We start from the raw sequence: 19847 nt of genomic DNA on the forward strand, positions 1-19847 counted from the left end.
GGGATCAGGCCTTTTTTGCCCGAGGTTTTCGTGGCCGCTTGGGTGTTGCGGCAGTGCTGCTGCTCTTGCGCTTCTTCTTCCACGGCGAACCGCCACGGCCCGCCGGCGTCGCCGGGCCGGAGATGGTCAGGCTCATGCCGGCACATCGTTCCACCTGCTTGCTCATCCACGCCGACTGTTTGGCGACGAAGGTTTCCAGAGTCATTTCGCCGCTCTGCACCATGTCCAGTGCCTGCTCCCAGATCGCGGTGGTGCCCGGGTCGGCAATCGCGCGGGGCACCGCGTCGATCAGGCTGAAGGCGGCAGGGGTGGCATTGAGCGCCTTGCCGTTCTTCACCATGTAGCCACGGTCCAGCAGGCCCTGGATGATTCCGGCGCGGGTCGCTTCGGTGCCTATGCCGGTGGTGTCCTTGAGTTTCTGCTTGAGCCGCGGATCGTCCACCAGCTTAGCGACGTTCTTCATCGCCTTGATCAGGTCGCCCTCGGTGAAGGGTTTGGGCGGCTGGGTCCAGAGGTCTTTCAGGTTGACCTCGCGCACCTCGCACCATTGCCCCTTGTTCAATGTCGGCAACACCTGCGGCGCCGGCGCCTCGCGGCCTTTTGGCGGGGTCAGGGCCTCGGGCAGGGCGCGGCGCCAGCCCGGTTCGACGATCTGCTTGCCCACCGCCCGCAGGGCCTGGCCGCCACAATCGAAGTCGGCCTGGGTGCGGTCGTATTCATGGTTGGGCAGGAACTGCGCCAGGTAGCGGGCGCGGATCAGGGTGTAGACCGCCTTGTGCTTGCCCGGCAGGCGGTTCGGGTCGATGGCCGCGGCGGTGGGGATGATGCCGTGGTGGGCGCTGACTTTCGCGTCGTTCCAGGCCCGCGAACGGCGTTGCGGCTCCAGGTACGGCTGCAGCGGCGCCAGCGATGAGTCGGCGCGAGCCAGGGCGGCGAGGATTGCCGGGGCTTCGCAGTGTTGGCTCAGGGGCAGGTAGCCGCAGTCGCTGCGCGGGTAGGTGATGACCTTGTGGGTTTCATACAGCGCCTGGGCGATGTCCAGGGTTTCCTGGGCGCCAAGGCCGAGTTTCTTCGAGCAGACTTCCTGCAGGGTGCCAAGGTCGAAGGCCAGCGGCGCCGCTTCGCGCACACGCTCGGTCTTGATCGCCACCACCTGCGCCGAACCCGCGCCATTGATTGCAGCAGCGGCCTGTTGCGCCAGTTCCTGCTTGAGACAGCGGCCCTGGTCGTCGCAGGCATCGTCCGGCGCGCGCCACTGCGCGGTGAAGACGGTTCCGGCGCTGTCCAGTTGCACGTCGATGGCCCAGAACGGTACCGGCACGAAGTCGGCGATGCTGCGGTCGCGGTCCACCACCAGGCGCAGGGTCGGGGTCTGCACCCGGCCCACTGGCAATACGCCCTGGTAGCCGGACTGGCGGCCGAGCAGGGTGAACAGCCGGCTCATGTTCATGCCGATCAGCCAGTCGGCGCGCGAACGGCCGAGAGCCGAGTGGTACAGGCTGAAGGTTTCGGCGCCGGGCTTGAGGCTGGCCAGGGCCTTGCGGATCGAGGCGTCGTCCAGCGCCGACAGCCACAAGCGGCGGATTGGTCCGCGGTAGCGGCAGTGTTCCACCAGTTCCCGGGCGATCATCTCGCCTTCACGGTCGGCGTCGGTGGCGATCACCAGTTCCGCGGCCTCGCCCAGCAGGCGCTTGACTGCCTTGTACTGGCTGGCGGTCTTGGGTTTGACCTGCATTTTCCACTGGCTCGGGACGATCGGCAGGTCGGCCAGCACCCAGCGTTTATAGCGGGCGTCGTAGGCGTCGGGCGGGGCGGTTTCCAGGAGATGGCCGATGCACCAGGTCACGGTGACGCCGGTGCCGACCCAGCAGCCATCGCCGCGGCGGTTGGCGCCGAGGACCTTGGCAATATCCTTGGCCTGGGAAGGCTTTTCACAGAGGAACAGGCGCATGTGCCGGGGCGGAGTCCTGGGGGAAAGAAGGCCCTAGGATGCTCAGGAAGTGCGGTTGAGGCAAGTTTTATCTGTATGGATGTACAGCCATCGCTGGCAAGCCAGCTCCCACAGGGGAGCTGGTTTTGCCGGCGACAAGGTTTCAGGGCGCCGCGTTCACCGTCGCATTGCGCCATGCATTCTGCAGCTTCTGCTCCAGCTCCAGGCTGACGCTCTTGCCCTTCTGCGCCTGCAACGCCAGCTTCAGGCCATTCAGCGAACGCCCGCTCAAGCGGTTTTCACTGAGGTCTTCGCTGAACACCTGCTCCGCGTCCGCCGCCATACCCTGCGCCAGCAGCGCATAGCCGAGGGATTCGCGGACGGTGTAGTACCAGTCTGGCGGCTCGTTGTACCAGAGCCCGTCCTGCACCTCGACCGCCTTGCGCCAGGCCGCGATGATCTGCGCCTTGTTGTCGTCCTGCAGCGCACCGAGGTCATCGGCCAGCACTTTGCCGTGCTCGCCAAGCGCCTTGGCGCTGGCCTGCTGGACGTCCTTGAGCACCAACTTGCCACCTGTGCTGTCCTGGGCCTTGGTGAACAGGATCAGGTTGGCCAGGCGCAGCAGTTGAATGGCGTCGTTGTTGCCGTATTTCAGTGCTGCGTTCCCGTCTTCTTGCAGGACGCTGCCGACCTTGCCCCAGAAATCGCCCAACGCCTCGACGGCCTTGCCGCTGTCCAGGTTGGCGCCGAGCTTCTGGTACGCCGCAGCATAGCTTTCCATGATCCGGGTGTACGGCATGGTCAGCGCCACCCACTTCGGATCGGCCTTGGCGCAGGTCTCGTTGATCTTCGCCAGGCCGCTGCTGATGTTCGGTTTGATCCGCTCCAGCGCGTCCCAGTCCTGGAAGCGCACGGCGTAGTAGTAGGGCACCGCGTAGAAGTAGTCGGACTTGGTTTTCAGCTCCTGCGGGTACTGCTTGCAGAGGAATTCCGACGAGGCATTCAGCGTGGTGTTGTCCACCAGTTCGCTGGCCATGTTCATGGCTTCGTTCTTGCGCCCTTCGATGGACAGGGTCCAGGTCAGGAAGTGGATGTTGTGCCCCAGGTAGTGCAGCAGGTACGGGCTTTGCGGCTGAACCTGATTGGCATAGGCCCGGTCCACCGACACCGCCGCGTAGTTGGTGGCGCTGGACAGCGCGTTGTTGCCGGTGCGCTGGTAGATGTGCGAGGCCATGTGGATCAGGTGACCCACCGCCGGGTTGAGGGTACGGAAGCGGTCGGCCATGGGCAGGCCGCTGTCGGGGAACGGCGACTCTTCAATGGCGTGGATGTAGAAATGGTTTGCGCCGGAGTGGTTCTCGTCCGCCACGAGGATGCGGTTCAGCACCTGCAGCGCCTCGTAGGCCTCGTTGGTCGGGTCGACCTTGTCGGAGGTCGCCTCGACGCCTTTCCACCATTTCCACGGGGCGATGTTGAGCAAGGCGTCGGCGTACAGGGCGGAAGCGTCGAGGTCGTCGAAGTATTTCTCGGACAACGCTTTCATCTTCGCCGCGTAGCGTTTCTTGCCTTCGAGGGACAAGCCGATCTGCTCGCCTTTCTCGTCGTACTGGCTGAGGAAGGCCTCGGCGTAAGCCACTTCGCGTTGCAACTGGTCGTCGGTGAAGCCGGCGGGCTTTTTGGTCAGGCGGGCTTGCGCGTTTTGCAACGCCAGCCGGGCGCTCAGGTTGGCGAGTTGGTCGCAGCCCTGGGTGGCGTCGGTGTTGATGTTGGAGCTGGCCGACAGGGCCACGCCCCACAGCGGCATCGCCGAGCTGTCGTCGAGCTGGTAGGCCTGATAGAAGGCGCGGATCGCTTCGCCAAAGTTGAAGCCGTATTGCAGGGCCATGCCCTGGCTGTAGAAGGCTTGGACCTGTTCGGCGTCTTTCACGGCCACCAGGTCATAGCGGGCGCCGCCGAGGCCGGAGAGCAGATGGTCCTTGTCGGTGTCCGCAGCGCTGACGCATTGCTGCAGGGCTTGCTTGAGGTCGGTGTCGATGGGCAGTTTGGGGAAGAACACTTCTTGTACTTCGGACTGGCTGTCGTTGCCATGCATGCCGTGACCCTTGGCATTGAGCGGCAACGCAGCCAGCAGTGCGCAGGCGATCGCCGTACGCACGCTGGTGTTTCGATCCATGAAACGAACTCCTTACTTGCTCGGTTTTTTCGGCGGCCTTGCCAGCCGGTCGATCTGGATGGCGAGGTCTTTCTCGCTGATTTTCACTTCCACGAGGGCCGGACGGTCCTCCAGCGCCAGCAGTGTCGGCAGCAACGCCTGCAATTCGGCGACGGTGTCGACGCGATAACCCAGCGCGCCATAGCCTTCGGCGAGCGCCGGGTAGTTCAGGCTCGGCAGGATGTCGAACGGCGCGAACTGGCCATCCGGGTCGAACGCGTCGATGTCGACGAAGGCCTGCTCGATGGCATACACCTGGTTGCTCATGACGAACACCAGCGCATTGATCTTGTTGCGCGTCAGCGCCGCCAGCGACTGGGTGACCATCATGAAACCGCCATCGCCCGCCACCACGATCGGCCGCCGCCCGCTGCCCAAGGCCACGCCCAGTGCGCAGCCGGTTTCATGGCCGAGGGAGCCCCAGATGGCGTCGGAAAGGAAGCTGTCGCGGGGCATGCCCTGGATGTTGCTGGACACGTACAACGACGAGCTCTCGCCGAGGATCAGCGTGCTGTTTTCCCAGACGCGGTGTTCCTGGGCGAACTCCACCAGGGTGTCGAAGAAGCTCGCGTAGCTCAGCGCGTCATCCGGGCTGCTCGCGCCCAAGCGGTTTTGCAGGGCAGCCAGCGGAACGTCGTGGCGCGGGAAGCGCCCGTCCAGGTCCAGCGCCTTGAGCAGCGCGTCGACGTAGTCGGGCAGGCGCACGTTGGGGTAGTAGTCCGGGCCGGTGCGGGCCAAGTCGCAGTTGACCTGGATGATCTGGTCGAAGCGGGTGTTGAGCAGGTCCAGGTAGTCGTCGGTGAAGATCACCCCGATCGCCAGGATGCAGTCGCTCTCGGCCACCGCCCGCGAGGTTTCCAGGCGCGAGGCCGGGCCGGCGAAAGTGCCGATGAAGGCGTGCTGGCTTTCGTCGAGCACGGTCTTGGCGTCCAGGGTGCTGCTGAACGGCAGGCCGAGGCCGTCGATCAGCCATTGCACCTGGCCCTGCAGGTCGTAGCGCATGACTTCCACGCCCAGTAGCACCAGTGGTTTTTTCGCCTGACCCAGGCGCTGCACAGTGTTGTCCACCAGCGCCTGCAAGGCGTCCGCGTTGGAAGGCCGCGGCTCCGGGCACAACTGGCCGTGGGGGCGGGCGCATTCCAGGCTCCAGACATCCTGCCAGGCTTCCAGGTAGACCGGCTGGCGATGGGTGATGGCGGCGATCAGCGCGCTGTCGATCTGCCACGGCGCCTGGCGGGCGTCGGAGAGGATCTCGCAGGCCACGGTGACCTGTTCCAGCACATTGCGGTCGGCTTCGAAGTTGCCGGTGGAGTGGTGGAACAGCACGTTCTGGGTTTTCGCCAGTTCGCGGTTTTTGGTGGACGGGCTGGCGGAAATCACCACCACCGGGTTGCGTTCGACGAACGCACCGGCAATGGCGTTGACCGCACTGAAGGTGCCCACGCCGTACTGCAGCGACACCGCGCCGAGGCCGTGAACCCGCGCGTAGCCATCGGCGGCATAGGCGGCGCCCATTTCGAAGACTTCACCGACGGCATCGACGCCTTCGAACGCTTCGAGGGCATCCATGAAGCCGGACACATAGTCACCCGGCACCTGGAACACCTTGGCCAGGCCCAGCTCCTTGAGCCGGGTCAGCAGGTAGTCGGCAACGCTGAACTCGACGCTCATGGCTTGATCCCCGTGTAGGCGAACTCGGTGACGGCTTCCAGGGTGCCCGCGCAGTCTTTGCACGCCAGTGGCGCTGGGTCGGCGATATCGGTCGGGCCGGGCTCCGGCAGCAATTGATAGGCCGCTGGCAGCCAGCTTGGCCGGGCCAGGCCGAAGAAGTCCTGCAGGGTCGATTCGGCGGTGGTCAGCGCGCCTTCGACCCAGCCCTGGCCGTAGGAATAGGCTTCACCGACGATGTACACCGCCTGCTCCTGCACCGGATGGCGCATGTTCTGGATGATCAGGTCGAGGCGGAAGTTGGCCTTCCATTCGTGCCAGCCGCCGCCGTAAGGATCGGCGTCCCAGGCGTGGTAGACGGCGGAGTACGGCGCCGGCAGCTCGACCTGGTCGTGTAGCGAGGTGACCTGGCGCTGAGCGATGCGGACCATCTCTTCGCTGACCTGGTTCTGGGTTTTCGGCACGATTTCGTTGGCATCGACCTCGCCGCGCAAGCTCTTGGGCTGGTAGCCCTGGAACGGCAGGCCGCCTTCCAGGCCTTTCCAGAACGGCACGGTGCCGATGTCGTTGTACGAGGCCATCAGCAGCGAGTTGAGGCTTGGTTTGCCGCCTTCCTGTTCGCACTCGGTGCCCATGTAGTAGCACTGGCGGATCGGCAGGTCGGTGACCGAACGGCCGGCCACCAGGCCGAGGCTGCGCCACCAGGGTTGTTCGTAGGCGAGGAACAGTTTGAACGCCGACTGCACCAGCACCGAGCCGAGGTTTTCTTTCAGCCACGGGTCCTGGAACAGCGGCGACTCGATCAGCTCCAGCGAACGGCGCGGCATGGCCAGGATCACCTGGCGGGCGTGGACGATGACTTCCGGAGCGTCGACGATATCGGTGGTGGTGCCGTCGATGGTCTGGGTCGGCTGGAAGTGCAGGCGGTACGGGTACTCGGTGTCATCGCTGTATTGCAGCGAGGCCAGACGGCGGTTCAACTGCACGCGCTGGTCACTCGGGACCAGACCACCGGGGACGGCCTTGAAGCGCTCGTTCAGGGTCAGCGGCAGGGTCTGGAAACCGGTTTTCAGGGTCAGGAACTTGGTATCGTCACTGTATTCAGTGGCGGGCAACTGGGGCACGGCGCTGGCGTTGGCGACGTTGGCCTCGTAGCCACCCGCGTCCTTCATGAACTGGTAGCCCTCGTTGCTCAGCACGCGGGAGAGCAGGTCCCAGAAGCCATAGCGCCAGATTTCCTTGCCGAACACCTTGACCTGCATCTGGTCGGCCAGGCTGAGCTGGTCGAAGCCGGGATAGATGCTGTTCATCACTTTGACTTGCAGGTCTTCGGGGCCGAAACCGCGTTCGGACCACGCCAGGGCGTAGGGGATCTTGTCCGGTGACTCGGTGAAGTCACGGAAGCGGAAGCGCTGGCCGCGCAGGTAGAACAGGTTGTTCTTGGCGCCGACCGGATCGCCCTCGGGCTGCTCGTTGCCCATCGGGAAGTCTTTCTTGGGCAGTTCGAGGTAATCGACCAGCTTGTCGACCATGACATGGCCACCGGTATCGTCTTCGGTGGCCGGCATCCAGCGCATGCCGCCGACTTCAGCGACGACATTGGGCAGACCGGGGAGGGTGATGCTGAAGAGCCGGCCACCGATGCGGTCGCCGTATTCGAACAACTGGATTCGCTGATGATCGCCTTGCGCCTCTTGCAGGCGCCACGCGCTGTAGGTTCCCGATACACCGCCGCCGATGATGGCGACATCCAATGGCTGGGTCTGACTCATCGCCTATATCCCTATGTTGTGTGGGCAAGGATTTCCATGCGGGAGGCAGTATTGACGAGCCAAGTGACAATGCCAATCTGCTATCACTGATTTTTTTGCAGGTGATCGCGGATGCGGCGAAGGCCAATGAAACCGGGGCTTTGATGGGAAAATTGGTATGCGCGCAAGGTAACGCGAATGAACCGCTCAAGCTCGCGCCCGCCGTCATTATTGGGAGGGGCGCAGCCTGGGGTCGCGTAGGCTTACAGGCGGCTGGCGTCGAGGGCCTGTTGCAGGTCGGCGATGATGTCGTCGCTGTGTTCGATACCGATGGACAGCCGCACCATGTCACGCGGCACGCCGGCTTTTTCCAGTTCTTCGTCGTTCAACTGGCGGTGGGTGGTGGAGGCCGGATGGCAGGCCAGGGACTTGGCGTCGCCGATGTTGACCAGGCGCACCACCAGTTTCAGCGCATCGATAAAGCGTGCGCCGGCTTCCTGGCCGCCCTTGATGCCGAACGACAGGATCGACGCGGGCTTGCCCTCGGTGTAGCGCTTGGCCAGTTCGTGTTCCGGATGGTCCGGCAGGCCGGCGTATTTCACCCAGGCCACCTGATCGTGCTGTTGCAGGTAATGGGCGACCTTCAGCGCGTTCTCGGTGTGGCGTTCCATGCGCAGCGCCAGGGTTTCCAGGCCTTGCAGGATCAGGAAGGCGTTGAACGGCGACAGCGCGGCGCCGGTGTTGCGCAGCGGCACTACGCGGCAGCGACCGATGAATGCGGCGGGGCCGAAGGCTTCGGTGTAGGTCACGCCGTGGTAGGAAGCGTCCGGGGGATTGAGCAGGGCAAAGCGCTGTTTGTGATCGGCCCAGGGGAATTTGCCCGAGTCGATGACGATGCCCCCGATGCTGGTGCCGTGGCCGCCGATGTACTTGGTCAGCGAGTGCACGACGATATCGGCGCCGTGTTCGAACGGCCGGCACAGGATCGGCGTGGCCACGGTGTTGTCGACGATCAGCGGCACGCCATGACGGTGCGCGGCGTCGGCCAGGGCCTGGAGGTCGACGATATTGCCCGCCGGGTTGCCGATGGACTCGCAGAACACCGCCTTGGTGCGCTCGTCGATCAGCGCTTCGAGGGCGGCGATGTCGTCGTGCGGGGCGAAGCGGGTCTGGATGCCGATCCGTGGCAGGGTGTGGGCCAGCAGGTTGTAGGTGCCGCCGTAGAGCTTGGCGACCGAGACGATGTTGTCACCGACTTCGGCCACGGTCTGGATGGCGTAGGTGATGGCAGCCATGCCCGACGCCACCGCCAGCGCGCCGACCCCGCCTTCGAGGGCGGCCATGCGCTGTTCCAGCACATCGTTGGTGGGGTTCATGATCCGCGAATAGATATTGCCGGCCACCTTCAGGTCGAACAGATCGGCACCGTGCTGGGTGTCATCGAAGGCGAAGGAGGTGGTCTGGTAGATCGGTACGGCGACGGCCTTCGTGGTCGGGTCCGGGCTGAAACCCGCGTGAATGGCCAGTGTTTCCAGCTTCATTGCAGTCATTCCTTGAGCGTGGGTGGAGCGGGCGAGCATGGGGTGGCGGGTTTGAATGGTCAATAGCCGCAGGCGGTGTAGGGGATTGAGTGGCGCCTGCAGGGTTCGCGGCGCTGTTGTGAATCCGGTAAGCTCGCCAGCGCTTTTTCCTCGCCTCACCCCACGGAATCCCCGATGTCTCAAACACACCCCAAATCCCGGGCCCTGCGCGTGCGCAGTGATGTCCTGGCTGGCCTGACCACTTCGTTTGCGCTGGTGCCCGAGTGCATCGCCTTTGCCCTGGTCGCCCACCTCAATCCGCTGATGGGCCTGTACGGCGCGTTTATTATCTGCACCCTGACCGCGCTGTTCGGCGGCCGCCCGGGCATGGTCTCGGGCGCGGCCGGCTCGATGGCGGTGGTGATCGTCGCGCTGGTGGTGCAGCAGGGCGTGCAGTACCTGCTGGCGACGGTGTTGCTGGGCGGACTGTTGATGATCGCCTTCGGCCTGTTGCGCCTGGGCAAGCTGGTGCGGCTGGTGCCGTACCCGGTGATGCTCGGCTTCGTCAACGGCCTGGCGATCGTCATTGCCATGGCTCAACTGGAGCACTTCAAGAGCGGTGAAACCTGGCTGCAAGGCCCGTCGTTGTGGCTGATGCTCGGCCTGGTCGGGCTGACCATGGCGGTGGTGTACGTGTTGCCGCGCCTGACCCGCGCCGTGCCGCCTGCGCTGGTGGCGATCCTCGGCGTCGGCATGCTGGTCTACCTGTTCGACCTGCCGACCCGCACCCTCGGCGACATGGCCCATATCGCCGGCGGGCTGCCGTCGCTGGCTCTGCCGCAAGTGCCGTGGAACCTGGAGACGCTGCGGATCATTGCGCCCTATGCGGTGCTGATGGCCCTGGTCGGCCTGCTGGAAACCCTGCTGACGTTGAACCTCACCGACGAAATCACCGAAAGCCGCGGCCATCCGGACCGCGAATGCGTGGCCCTCGGCGCCGCCAATATCGCCTCGGGGCTGTGCGGCGGCATGGGCGGCTGCGCGATGATCGGCCAGACCGTGATCAACCTCAGTTCCGGTGGTCGTGGTCGGCTGTCCGGGGTGGTGGCGGGGGTGATGATCCTGTTGTTCGTGCTGTTCCTCTCGCCGCTGATCGAGCGCATTCCGTTGGCGGCGCTGGTGGGCGTGATGTTCGTGGTGGCCCAGCAGACCTTTGCCTGGGCCTCGTTGCGGGTGCTGCACAAAGTGCCGCTGAGCGATGTGCTGGCGATCATCGCGGTGACGGTGGTCACGGTGTTCACCGATCTGGCCATGGCGGTGATGTTCGGCATTGTCATCGCCGCGATCAATTTCGCCTGGCAGCAAGCGCGGGAGCTTTATGCCGACAGCCATCTGGAGGCCGACGGCAGCAAGCTGTACCGGATTCACGGGACGCTGTTTTTCGCCTCCAGCACGCCGTTTCTCAACCAGTTCGACCCGGCCAATGACCCGGCGCTGGTGACGCTGGATTGTCAGCATTTGAGCTTTGTCGATTATTCGGCGATCGCCGCGTTGAAGACCTTGCGCGAGCGCTATGCCAAGGCTGGGAAGCATTTGCGGGTGGTGCATTTATCGGAGCGGTGCAAGCAACTGCTGAAGCGGGCGGGGGCGGATCACTGAGGTTTATGGAGTGATCGAAGGGCCTCATCGCTGGCTTGTCGGCGCGCCGAACCGCAGCGATGAGGCCCCGGAAAACTACCCCTGCTTCTTGATAATCGCATCGGCAATACTCGCCGGCGCCTCTGCATACCGGATGAACTCCATCGAATAGCTGGCCCGACCCTGGGTCATCGAGCGCATTTCGGTGGAGTAGCCGAACATCTCGCCCAGCGGTACTTCAGCCCGCACCACCTTGCCCGCCGGGGTATCTTCGCCGCCCTGGATCAGGCCGCGACGGCGACTCAGGTCGCCCATGATGTCGCCCATGAACTCTTCGGGCGTCACCACTTCCACCTTCATCACCGGCTCCAGCAGCACCGCGCCGCCTTTCTGCGCCAGTTGCTTGGTGGCCATGGATGCAGCGACCTTGAAGGCCATTTCGTTGGAGTCGACGTCATGGTACGAACCGTCGAATACCGCGGCCTTGAGGCTGATCAGCGGATAACCGGCGACGACGCCGTTGCGCATCTGTTCCTCGATGCCTTTCTGGATCGCCGGAATGTACTCCCGCGGCACCACGCCGCCGACCACTTCGTTGATGAACTCCAGCCCTTCCTTGCCTTCCTCGCCGGGGGCAAAGCGGATCCAGCAATGACCGTACTGGCCACGCCCGCCGGACTGGCGGACGAACTTGCCTTCGATTTCGCAGGTGTTGCGGATCTTCTCGCGGTAGGCCACCTGCGGCTTGCCGATATTGGCCTCGACGCCAAACTCGCGGCGCATGCGGTCGACGATGATGTCCAGGTGCAACTCGCCCATGCCGGAAATGATGGTCTGCCCGGTTTCCTCATCGGTCTTGACCCGGAATGACGGGTCTTCCTGGGCCAGCTTGCCGAGGGCGACGCCCATTTTTTCCTGGTCGGCCTTGGTTTTCGGCTCCACCGCCACCGAGATCACCGGGTCGGGGAAGTCCATGCGTTCGAGGATAATCGGCTTGTTGATGTCGCACAGGGTGTCGCCGGTGGTGACATCCTTCATGCCGATCAGCGCGGCGATATCGCCGGCGCACACAGCCTTGATTTCAGCGCGCTGGTTGGCGTGCATCTGCACCATCCGACCGACCCGTTCCTTCTTGCCCTTGACCGAATTGAGCACCGCGTCGCCGGAACTGAGCACGCCGGAATAGACGCGGGCGAAGGTGAGGGTGCCGACAAAGGGATCCGTGGCGATCTTGAAGGCCAGCGCCGAAAACGGTTCGTTGTCGTCGGCGTGGCGTTCCAGGTGCTTGTCTTCGTGATCCGGGTCGGTGCCGTGGATCGCCGGGATTTCCGAGGGCGCTGGCAGGTAGTCGATCACCGCGTCGAGCATCAGCGGCACGCCCTTGTTCTTGAACGACGAGCCGAGGATTGCCGGGACGATTTCGTTGGCCAGGGTGCGCTGGCGCAGGCCGGCCTTGATCTGTTCGTTGGTCAGTTCGGTGCCGTCGAGGTAGAGGGTCATGAACTCGTCATTGGCTTCGGCGGCGGCCTCGATCATATGGGCCCGCCACTCCAGGGCCTGGTCCAGCAATTCGGCGGGGATCTCCTGCTCGCGGTAGCTGGTGCCGTTATCGTCTTCGTTCCAGTAGATGGCCTTCATCTTCACCAGATCGATCTGACCGAGAAAGTTCTCCTCGGCGCCGATGGCCAACTGGATCGGCACCGGATGGTGGCCCAGGCGCTGGTCGATCTGCTTGACCACTCGCAGGAAGTCCGCGCCCTGGCGGTCCATCTTGTTCACATAGGCCAGGCGCGGCACATGGTACTTGTTGGCCTGGCGCCAGACGGTTTCGGACTGCGGCTCGACGCCGTCGGCGCCGCTGAACACCACCACCGCACCGTCCAGCACCCGCAGCGAGCGCTCCACCTCGATGGTGAAATCGACGTGGCCGGGGGTGTCGATGATGTTGAAGCGGTACTTGTCCGGGAACTGCTTGGTCGAGCCTTGCCAGAACGCCGTGGTCGCCGCGGAAGTGATGGTGATGCCGCGTTCTTGCTCCTGGGCCATCCAGTCCATGGTCGCGGCGCCATCATGCACCTCGCCCATTTTGTGGTTGACCCCGGTGTAGAAGAGGATGCGTTCGGTGGTGGTGGTCTTGCCCGCGTCGACGTGGGCAACGATGCCGATATTGCGGTAAAGCTCGATGGGAGTGGTGCGCGCCATGAGGGGTCACCCGTGCTTCATGCAAGTAGGAAAGACGGGCCGAGAGATGTGGCCCGGGTCTTTCCACGGTAGCAGAGGCTGGGGGTTGTGCTTGGGCGGGCGCCGGGTGGTGGTGTCATCAGCGTCCGGCGTCTTCGATGGACTTGGGGAAGCGTGGCTCGTAGCACAGCAACAAGGACAACCAGTGGCCGGTGGCGTGGATCAGGATGACGGGCCATAGCAGCAGGTTGAGCAGTACGAATACCCGCAATTCGCGGTTGCGCACGAAACTGGTGTCCAGTCCCCAGGCGGCTTTGAGCGAGAGCCATGGCCAGGGGAATTTGCAGATGAGCTTTTCCGGTGCTGGGGCAGCGGCGGGGCCATCTTCCATGTAGCGGCGGATGTATTCCCAGAAGGCCAGCAGTTCTCTGGCGTTGCGGGTGGGTTTGCCGATGAAGGTGACTTCGATGTTATCGGTGGGCGTGCCCCCAAGATCCACGCCGTCACCCTTGTCCCAGACCAGGATGACAAAGCCGCCGGTGCCTTCCAACTCGCTCATCTTCTTGTCGATCAGTATCTCGGTTTTGTCCCAGTCCATGATGCGGATGCCGCCGAGGTGCTTGGGACGGAGCAGGTAAACTTTACGGGTGATGCGGTTGAAACGGACGATAATGCGGCGGGCGGTGAAGGATTCCAGGCGAATGAAACGAGAAGTATATTTCAAAAATATAAAAAGTATTATTGGCCAGAATAACGGAAATAAGGTCAGGATCAAATAGTCAGAGCTATTTAGCTCGGCTCCATTGTGGCCGTATCCAGCGATGATTTTTTCCGCAGAGATGACTCCCATCGCTATAAACATATAAGTGATGAATCCATATGTCCAGCCTAGGAATATCGTAATTACACCTCTTTTTTCATCGCCGGGTGTGCGGAGATCAATGTACTTGTCATTGTGAGAGTAGAGTGACGAATTATCGTGAGTTTGCTCTGATACGGACTCCCTTACGCTTTCCGGCGCATGAAGCTCAGGTTGCCCCGGTTGGCGCTGTTGATTGTTGAAGTCGGTCTTGGCCTCCTCGTAAGTAATTAGCGTCTTGGACCATTGGAGGCCACGCTCCAGATAATACATTAGAACGTTCCCTGTAGTGCGCTCTGCATGATTTGAATTTCTTTCTCTTCAGTTTCGAGAGGGGTATTGGTGCGTTCCTTGCGAAACGTGCAGTTGTCGAGATAGCGCTGTAGTCGGTTAGGGAGTAAAAATATTTCAATTAACATTAGCGCTATGAGCACGACATTTAAACCGAAGAGCATCTGAAGCATTAGAGCCATGCGTAAGGCCAACGCAGTAGATGCTTGCAGGCCTGATCTAACTGCTAAACCTAGAATTGGACGAGATCCGTATTTTTTGAACAGGTATTCCAAGTACGGTTTTGCATACGCCAAGCCGACCGTAATTGACAGGGTTGCTGCGCCCATTTGTGTAGCTGCGCGCAAAGCGTAGACACCAGCAAGCGAGTACCTATCGATACGCCAGTTATCAAGAGCATCCTGACCGTCATACCACGCCCCCACCAACCCCGCCGCCCCTGCCAGAATCCCAGCCCCCAACCGCAACTTCCCCAAACACCTTGGCCCCCTGCCGAAGCGCGGCATTCTCACTGCGCGCACCAAACGCCACCGCCGCAGCAGCTATTTCGAGCCCCGCAGCGGTGAGAGCCACCACCGCAGACACCGCCTCGATGTACTGCCTGCTGTTCTTGTCCTCGACAGAGAGCCGGTTGTACAGGTTCCACAGTTCCAACACCGTCAGGACACTGCCCAGGCGCATCTCGGTCATCGGCCCCTGGCTGCCGCCGCGCAGGGCGTTGTCGAAACTGCGGGTCGCGGCGCGGTCGATGCGCGCCGCCGCGCCTCGGCTCAGTGGCTTGCCTCCGCGTGTTTCGAAATGGATGGTTTTGGCGTAGCGCCCCAGTTGGGCATGCAGGAGGGTCATGGCGACCCGGTTGGCCGACTTGTCCAGCACGGTCGCGGGCTTGTTCTGGAACAGCGAGTTGCCCAGGGTGTTGATCAGCATCGCGCCGCCTACCAGATAGCCGGATGGCGGGCCGCCGGTCCCCTCGGCCAGTGCGTCCATCAGGGCATGACCCCTGTCGTAGAGCACGGCCAGCTTTTTCATCCGGTCCTGCAAGGCCGCGGAGTCGAGGTCTTCGAGGAGGCCGCGCTCGTTGAACAGGGTGCCGACTTCGTCCTCGGCGGCCTGCTGGTTCTGCGCCAGCGACCGCCAGTACAGGTTTTCTCGGGAAACGTCCGCTTCACGCCAGCGCTCGAGCAGGGCCTGGCCGGCCTCGGTGCCGTTCATTCCGGTCATGGCCTTGCCCATCTGGTCTTCGAACAGCAGGGCCTGTTCCGTGTCGTTGCGGTCGAACAGGTCGAGGGCTTGAAGCAATTGCTCACTTTGTAGCCAGAGCAGGTGATCCTCGGTGCGGGCATCGCGAGCCGTATCGGCCTTGTCGACCTCGGCTCGGTAGCGCTTCAGGAAGTCCTGACGCATGTGCTCGTCAATGTAGGGGGCGTACTTGTCCCAGCTCTCGGCGCGCTGGCTCTTGAGTTCGGTTCTGTAGACCTCTTGCTGGTGCGCGGGATTATGGAAGGTCCGGTAGTTGCCCGATGACTGCACCAACACGTGGCGATTGCCCGCCTGATACTCAGGGTCTGTGTAACGTACACCGATGTGCTTCTGGAGCTTCTTATTCTTGTGGTAAGTGACCTCGGCCTCGTCTTCCAGCAGCTTCCTGATGTTGTCGATGGCGAACGCGATGGTGAATTTGCGGTGGTTGTCGACCTTTTCCTCGTCCTCCTGCGCCATGAAGGCTTCGAGCGAATCGCTGCTCGCGTTGCGCCAGGCATTGAGCTCCTGGACGATACCGAGCGCGTCGTTCAAGACGACGGCTACCCCGCGCTGAGCCTTGCGATTGGCATCGGGCCGCATTTCAGCGAGCAACGCCTGGCGTGGCGGCGGGAACAGGGGGGCGAAGGCTTGGGACTTCAGGTGTTCCTTGAGCGCCGGCTTGCTGTCGGAGGCGTATTCCGCGATGAGTTCGAGCTCGTCATGGGAGAGCACGTTATCCATGCGCGGCGGCTCTGCCGATATCAGCCCGGCGACGTCCACCGAGGTCATGGTGCTGCGGTACTTTTGCTGTTGCCGGTATTTGTCGCGCACGTTCCTGGTCAACGGCACAGGGCTGTAGAGAAAGCGCAGGTCTTCGATGCTGTCCATGTCCTGGATCCGCAGCATCCAGCTCAGCCCCTTGACGCCACCGTCCCCGGTAAAGGGCGGTTTAGCCGGTGCCCAGGGCTGGTCGGCATCGATGAACTCGAGGCTGGCGAGGTCGGACACGCGGTACTGGCTATGCCAGGCGTAGTTGGCCTCCTTGCGCCTGATGAGGACATACAGAAAGCCTTCGCGCAGGGGGCGCAGGGCATAGCCGGATTCGCTGAGCCGGCCGACCTTTGACGGTTGGCTGAAATACGCCGACAGGAATGGCAGTTGTCCTCTCTGGCTGGCAGTACCTCCAACCGCGCCATAACGCAGGGGCAGGAAGGAAAAGGTTCGGGTGCAGGAGACGACCGGGCCCGGGTTCAGGTTCGCCACAAACGTGTTGCTTTTGTCGCAGAGTTCGAAGGTTTCCTTCCAGCTGTACATGATGGGAACCACTCAGGAATGTTGGAAAAGGCGTTGTTTGAGCGCTTGTGCGAGGGGCTTGGCATCGTCCCGAGCGTCTGTCAGGGCGGCTTGCCACGTAGCGTTTTGGCGCAGGTCCGGGCCATGTCGGGTCAGGAAGATGGCGTAATCCTTTAGGTCTGCCGGCCGGTGCAAGCCGCACTCCCGTGCCTCGACCAGCAACTGGTGCACCCGTGCCAGCCGGATTGCGTGGCCGTTTTCAGTCTCCCCAGGGGCCAACGCTTGCTGAAGCAGATCGCACAACTGAAAGCGCAGCGGATTTCCCGTCAACGCATCCCAACAGGCTTGGTCCAGCCGGATCGGTGGGATGCCGTAATGATCCGGTCGGTTGTGGCCCCCGTAGTGCCGCCAGGCATTGCGTTCATCGTGAGGCTCCAATGCCCACCATGAATGGATGGGCGCCAGCAATTCGGCGATACCGGACAGGTCCTGGCGAGCGTGCAGCACGGGAAATGCTTGCTCGCTGTAAAAGCGCAACAGGAATGAAGCGCCATCCGGTCCTCGGACGGTGGCGGCCTGGCCGAGATGATTGGCGAGCCTGGACGGCTCCAGAGCGCTCACCAGCCAGGCGCAGGGCATATCGCCTGCGATTTCGACCAAGGTGCAGTGGAAGTCGTACTGGCTATCGAGGCTCAGGTGTTCACCGGAGGAGAACAACCAAGGGCCGATATCCCGAAGATTGGCAAAGCATTGCTGGTAGAGGATCGGGTAGGCCGTTTGCGAGAATCGCTCGATCAAGCGTTGACGCGCCGGGAGCGGTACGCGAGCCATTTCCACGATGGCCGTCAAGCGAAGGTTCGATGCTTTACGGAGCTGGTCCATCAATTCTTCTGCAAAAGGCGACATCAGGCGGTCTCTCCTTCCATGGAAATCAGGCTGCGCCCTTCGGCCATGGCCTTGAGCAGGCATCCCACGCAGACGGGTTCGCCCGTCACGGGAACACCGGTCATGACGATACTGTTGCTGCTCCCGGCTGCACTCATCGTCATGGGGGCAAGCTCGCGGATCGAGATGCCATCGAGGGTTATTCCCGCGCCATCGATACGCAGCGTGCCGCCCGGGGCCTTGATGATCACGGCTTCGGACGCATGGATTTCGTGCACCTTGGTGTGCTGCGTAATGCTCTGGCCGGCTCTCACCGTGACATCCCCTTGCACCTGCTGGCCCAGATGCCCGCCGATTTCAATCCGCTGATTGGCAGCGGTCTTGTCCAGGCGGTCATTGCCAACCTGTTCGGTACGATCCTCGCCGGTGGTAATGGTGTGATGGCGGCCAATGCTCAGCTCGTCGTCCTGGCCGATCTGATGCCGCCGGTTTACGCCAATGACCACCTGTTCGTGATTGCCCACGGTGTCCTTGCGGTCGTGGCCGATGGTCAGGGTTTCGTCGTTTTCAACCTGCTCGCTGCGGTCATGGCCGACGAAGGTGGTTTCGTCATTCTTGACGACGTTGTTCTGGTCCTTCTGGGCATGGATGAAGACTTCTTCCTGTCCCGCTTCATCCTCGAAACGCAGCTCGTTGAAGCCGTCGCCCTTATGGGTCTGGCTCTTGAGGGTCATCCGTGTCTTGTGCGCCGGCAGTTCGTAGGGCTGTCGCTGCAGGGCATTGAAGCCCCGGCCGGTGATGACAGGTTGGTCCGGGTCGCCGTCGAAGTTGCTGACGATGACTTCCTGACCAATACGCGGAATCGCCATATGGCCCCAAAGTGCGCCGGCGATGTTCTGTGACACGCGGATCCAGCAGGAGCTGTGTTCGTCCTCGTTACCTTCGCGGTCCCACGGAAACTGCACCTTCACCCGGCCGAATTCGTCGCAGTAGATTTCCTCTCCAGGCGGGCCAACCACTTTCGCCGGCTGCGGGCCGTCAATACGTGGTTTGGGCAACGCCTCGGCGCGCCATTCGGCATCGTCCGGTACCAGGGTGGCAACGCAGTTGTAGTGAGTGCCTTGGCTGGCGTCGGCGCTGTCCTCGCCCTGGCTGACGTATTGCTTGCCGCGGTGCTCCAGGCGGATTGGGCGCCAGCCGCGGTTCAGGTCTTCGCGTGGGTGGCCGACGAGGTCGAAGTAGATGCCAGGCACCAGCCGCGCGTCGTCACCTTCGGCGATGACCTGACAGGCATCGCCGCGCAGTCCACGCAGGCGATCGCGGGTGAAGGCTTCGCCTGATTCACCTTTGTAACGGCCGGGATAATCGTAGCGCTCGTAGCTCTCGGCCTGGTGCTCCAGGTCGGTGGCTTCGCGCCGGGTTTGCTGGTTGTACAGCGGGTTCTTGAAGCTGTAGTCGCGCTGGGTCTGGCGGGCGCTGCGCACGTTTTCGGTGTAGGCGAAGTTATGCAGCGCCGGGCCCGGCCGGTCGCCGCCGGGTTTGGGGTTGTATTCCCCCGGCAGGCCGGGCTGCTTGCCGAAGATCCACAGGCGGTCGCAATGGACCAGGCGATGGCCTTCGGCGCTGTGCAGGAAGCCGTAGAAAAAACCTTCTTCGCGCATGATGCGTTCGACGAAGTGATAGTCGGTGTCACCCGCCTGCACGCAGTATTCCCGCGTTTCATGGGGGTTGGTGATGCGTTGTTCGTAGTCCAGATTGAGGGCGTGCTTCTTGAGCATCGCGGTGGCGATATCAGGCACGGTAAGGGTCTGGAAAATGCGCCAGTCCGAGGCCAATCGCAGGCGGGCCAGGCGCGGCTCTACGATGGCGCGATAGCGGGTGCGACGAAAACCGGTTTCGCCTTGCTGGAACGAGCTGACCGAGCCGTGCACATAGCGAACGGGCTGGCCGCCTTGCCAGAGCGTAAGCAGCGCAGGGCGATCAAGGACCTGACCAAAGTCGACGGCGGGGTTGGTGCAGCTCAGGTCGACTTCGAGGCGGAAGGTCTCAGAGAGGCCTTCGGTGAGGTGAAACTCGACGACTTCGAAGTCATCGGCGCCGGCGGTGAAGGTGAAACGCAGGTCGGATTGGGCGGGCATGCAGTGCTCCCTGCAACTGCGCCCCCAATGCCAGTTTCAGCGTGGGGGCGCATGTGGATAGGTATCCACCAGGGCGCCAGCCAGGTACTTGCTGGCCGCTGACCGCAGGGGATTGCGTGAGGAATGAATTCCGCAGAAATCCTGAATGCCGGTCAGCGGCGGGTATATAGGAAAAATCCCAATTAAACGGATGAAATAGCTGCGCTTTGGAAACGCGACCTGCATTGCGGGTCAGCGGC

At 62.7% G+C, this 19847-nt stretch carries 12 protein-coding genes; 1 reads left to right on the forward strand and 11 read right to left on the reverse strand.

Annotated features, from left to right (window positions below; translation table 11 throughout):
• Positions 1 to 4: 4 nt before the first annotated feature.
• The 5 genes from HWV67_RS14600 to HWV67_RS14620 form a co-directional block, all read right to left on the reverse strand.
• The gene (locus HWV67_RS14600) at positions 5 to 1951 is read right to left on the reverse strand and encodes a DNA topoisomerase III (protein ID WP_175651729.1); all 1947 of its coding nucleotides are present in this window, start codon (positions 1949 to 1951) and stop codon (positions 5 to 7) included.
• Between the two features lie 142 nt (positions 1952 to 2093).
• Complete coding sequence (locus HWV67_RS14605) at positions 2094 to 4103, reverse strand: hypothetical protein (protein ID WP_175651730.1); 2010 nt, start codon at positions 4101 to 4103, stop codon at positions 2094 to 2096.
• Positions 4104 to 4115: 12 nt separating this feature from the next.
• A complete protein-coding gene (locus tag HWV67_RS14610; protein ID WP_175651731.1) occupies positions 4116 to 5813 on the reverse strand; it encodes a thiamine pyrophosphate-binding protein in 1698 nt (565 codons plus the stop codon).
• Positions 5810 to 7582, reverse strand: coding sequence for a flavin monoamine oxidase family protein (locus tag HWV67_RS14615; RefSeq protein ID WP_175651732.1), 1773 nt, complete (start codon positions 7580 to 7582; stop codon positions 5810 to 5812). The genes HWV67_RS14610 and HWV67_RS14615 overlap by 4 nt, the downstream gene beginning before the upstream one ends.
• Positions 7583 to 7824: 242 nt before the next feature.
• Entirely contained in the window at positions 7825 to 9102 is a 1278-nt protein-coding gene (locus HWV67_RS14620) for a bifunctional O-acetylhomoserine aminocarboxypropyltransferase/cysteine synthase (RefSeq protein WP_175651733.1), read from the reverse strand.
• Between the two features lie 174 nt (positions 9103 to 9276).
• On the opposite strand from HWV67_RS14620, the gene HWV67_RS14625 reads away from it, so the two are divergent.
• Entirely contained in the window at positions 9277 to 10740 is a 1464-nt protein-coding gene (locus HWV67_RS14625; protein ID WP_175651734.1) for a SulP family inorganic anion transporter, read from the forward strand.
• Between the two features lie 75 nt (positions 10741 to 10815).
• On the opposite strand, the gene fusA is transcribed toward HWV67_RS14625, so the two are convergent.
• The 6 genes from fusA to HWV67_RS14655 form a co-directional block, all read right to left on the reverse strand.
• Positions 10816 to 12921 (reverse strand): elongation factor G, encoded by a 2106-nt coding sequence (gene fusA, locus HWV67_RS14630; RefSeq protein WP_175651735.1) that lies wholly within the window; start codon positions 12919 to 12921, stop codon positions 10816 to 10818.
• A 118-nt stretch (positions 12922 to 13039) separates the two neighbouring features.
• Positions 13040 to 14032 (reverse strand): DUF6708 domain-containing protein, encoded by a 993-nt coding sequence (locus HWV67_RS14635; protein ID WP_175651736.1) that lies wholly within the window; start codon positions 14030 to 14032, stop codon positions 13040 to 13042.
• Positions 14032 to 14379 (reverse strand): hypothetical protein, encoded by a 348-nt coding sequence (locus tag HWV67_RS14640; RefSeq protein ID WP_175651737.1) that lies wholly within the window; start codon positions 14377 to 14379, stop codon positions 14032 to 14034. The genes HWV67_RS14635 and HWV67_RS14640 overlap by 1 nt, the downstream gene beginning before the upstream one ends.
• 79 nt (positions 14380 to 14458) lie before the next feature.
• Complete coding sequence (locus HWV67_RS14645) at positions 14459 to 16606, reverse strand: T6SS effector BTH_I2691 family protein (RefSeq protein ID WP_175651738.1); 2148 nt, start codon at positions 16604 to 16606, stop codon at positions 14459 to 14461.
• A 12-nt stretch (positions 16607 to 16618) separates the two neighbouring features.
• Positions 16619 to 17491, reverse strand: coding sequence for a DUF4123 domain-containing protein (locus HWV67_RS14650; protein ID WP_175651739.1), 873 nt, complete (start codon positions 17489 to 17491; stop codon positions 16619 to 16621).
• The gene (locus HWV67_RS14655) at positions 17491 to 19608 is read right to left on the reverse strand and encodes a type VI secretion system Vgr family protein (RefSeq protein ID WP_175651740.1); all 2118 of its coding nucleotides are present in this window, start codon (positions 19606 to 19608) and stop codon (positions 17491 to 17493) included. The genes HWV67_RS14650 and HWV67_RS14655 overlap by 1 nt, the downstream gene beginning before the upstream one ends.
• Positions 19609 to 19847: the final 239 nt, after the last annotated feature.

Origin of the sequence: Pseudomonas sp. Marseille-P9899, from assembly GCF_903166565.1 — a bacterium.
In the GTDB taxonomy this organism is placed as follows: domain Bacteria; phylum Pseudomonadota; class Gammaproteobacteria; order Pseudomonadales; family Pseudomonadaceae; genus Aquipseudomonas; species Aquipseudomonas huaxiensis.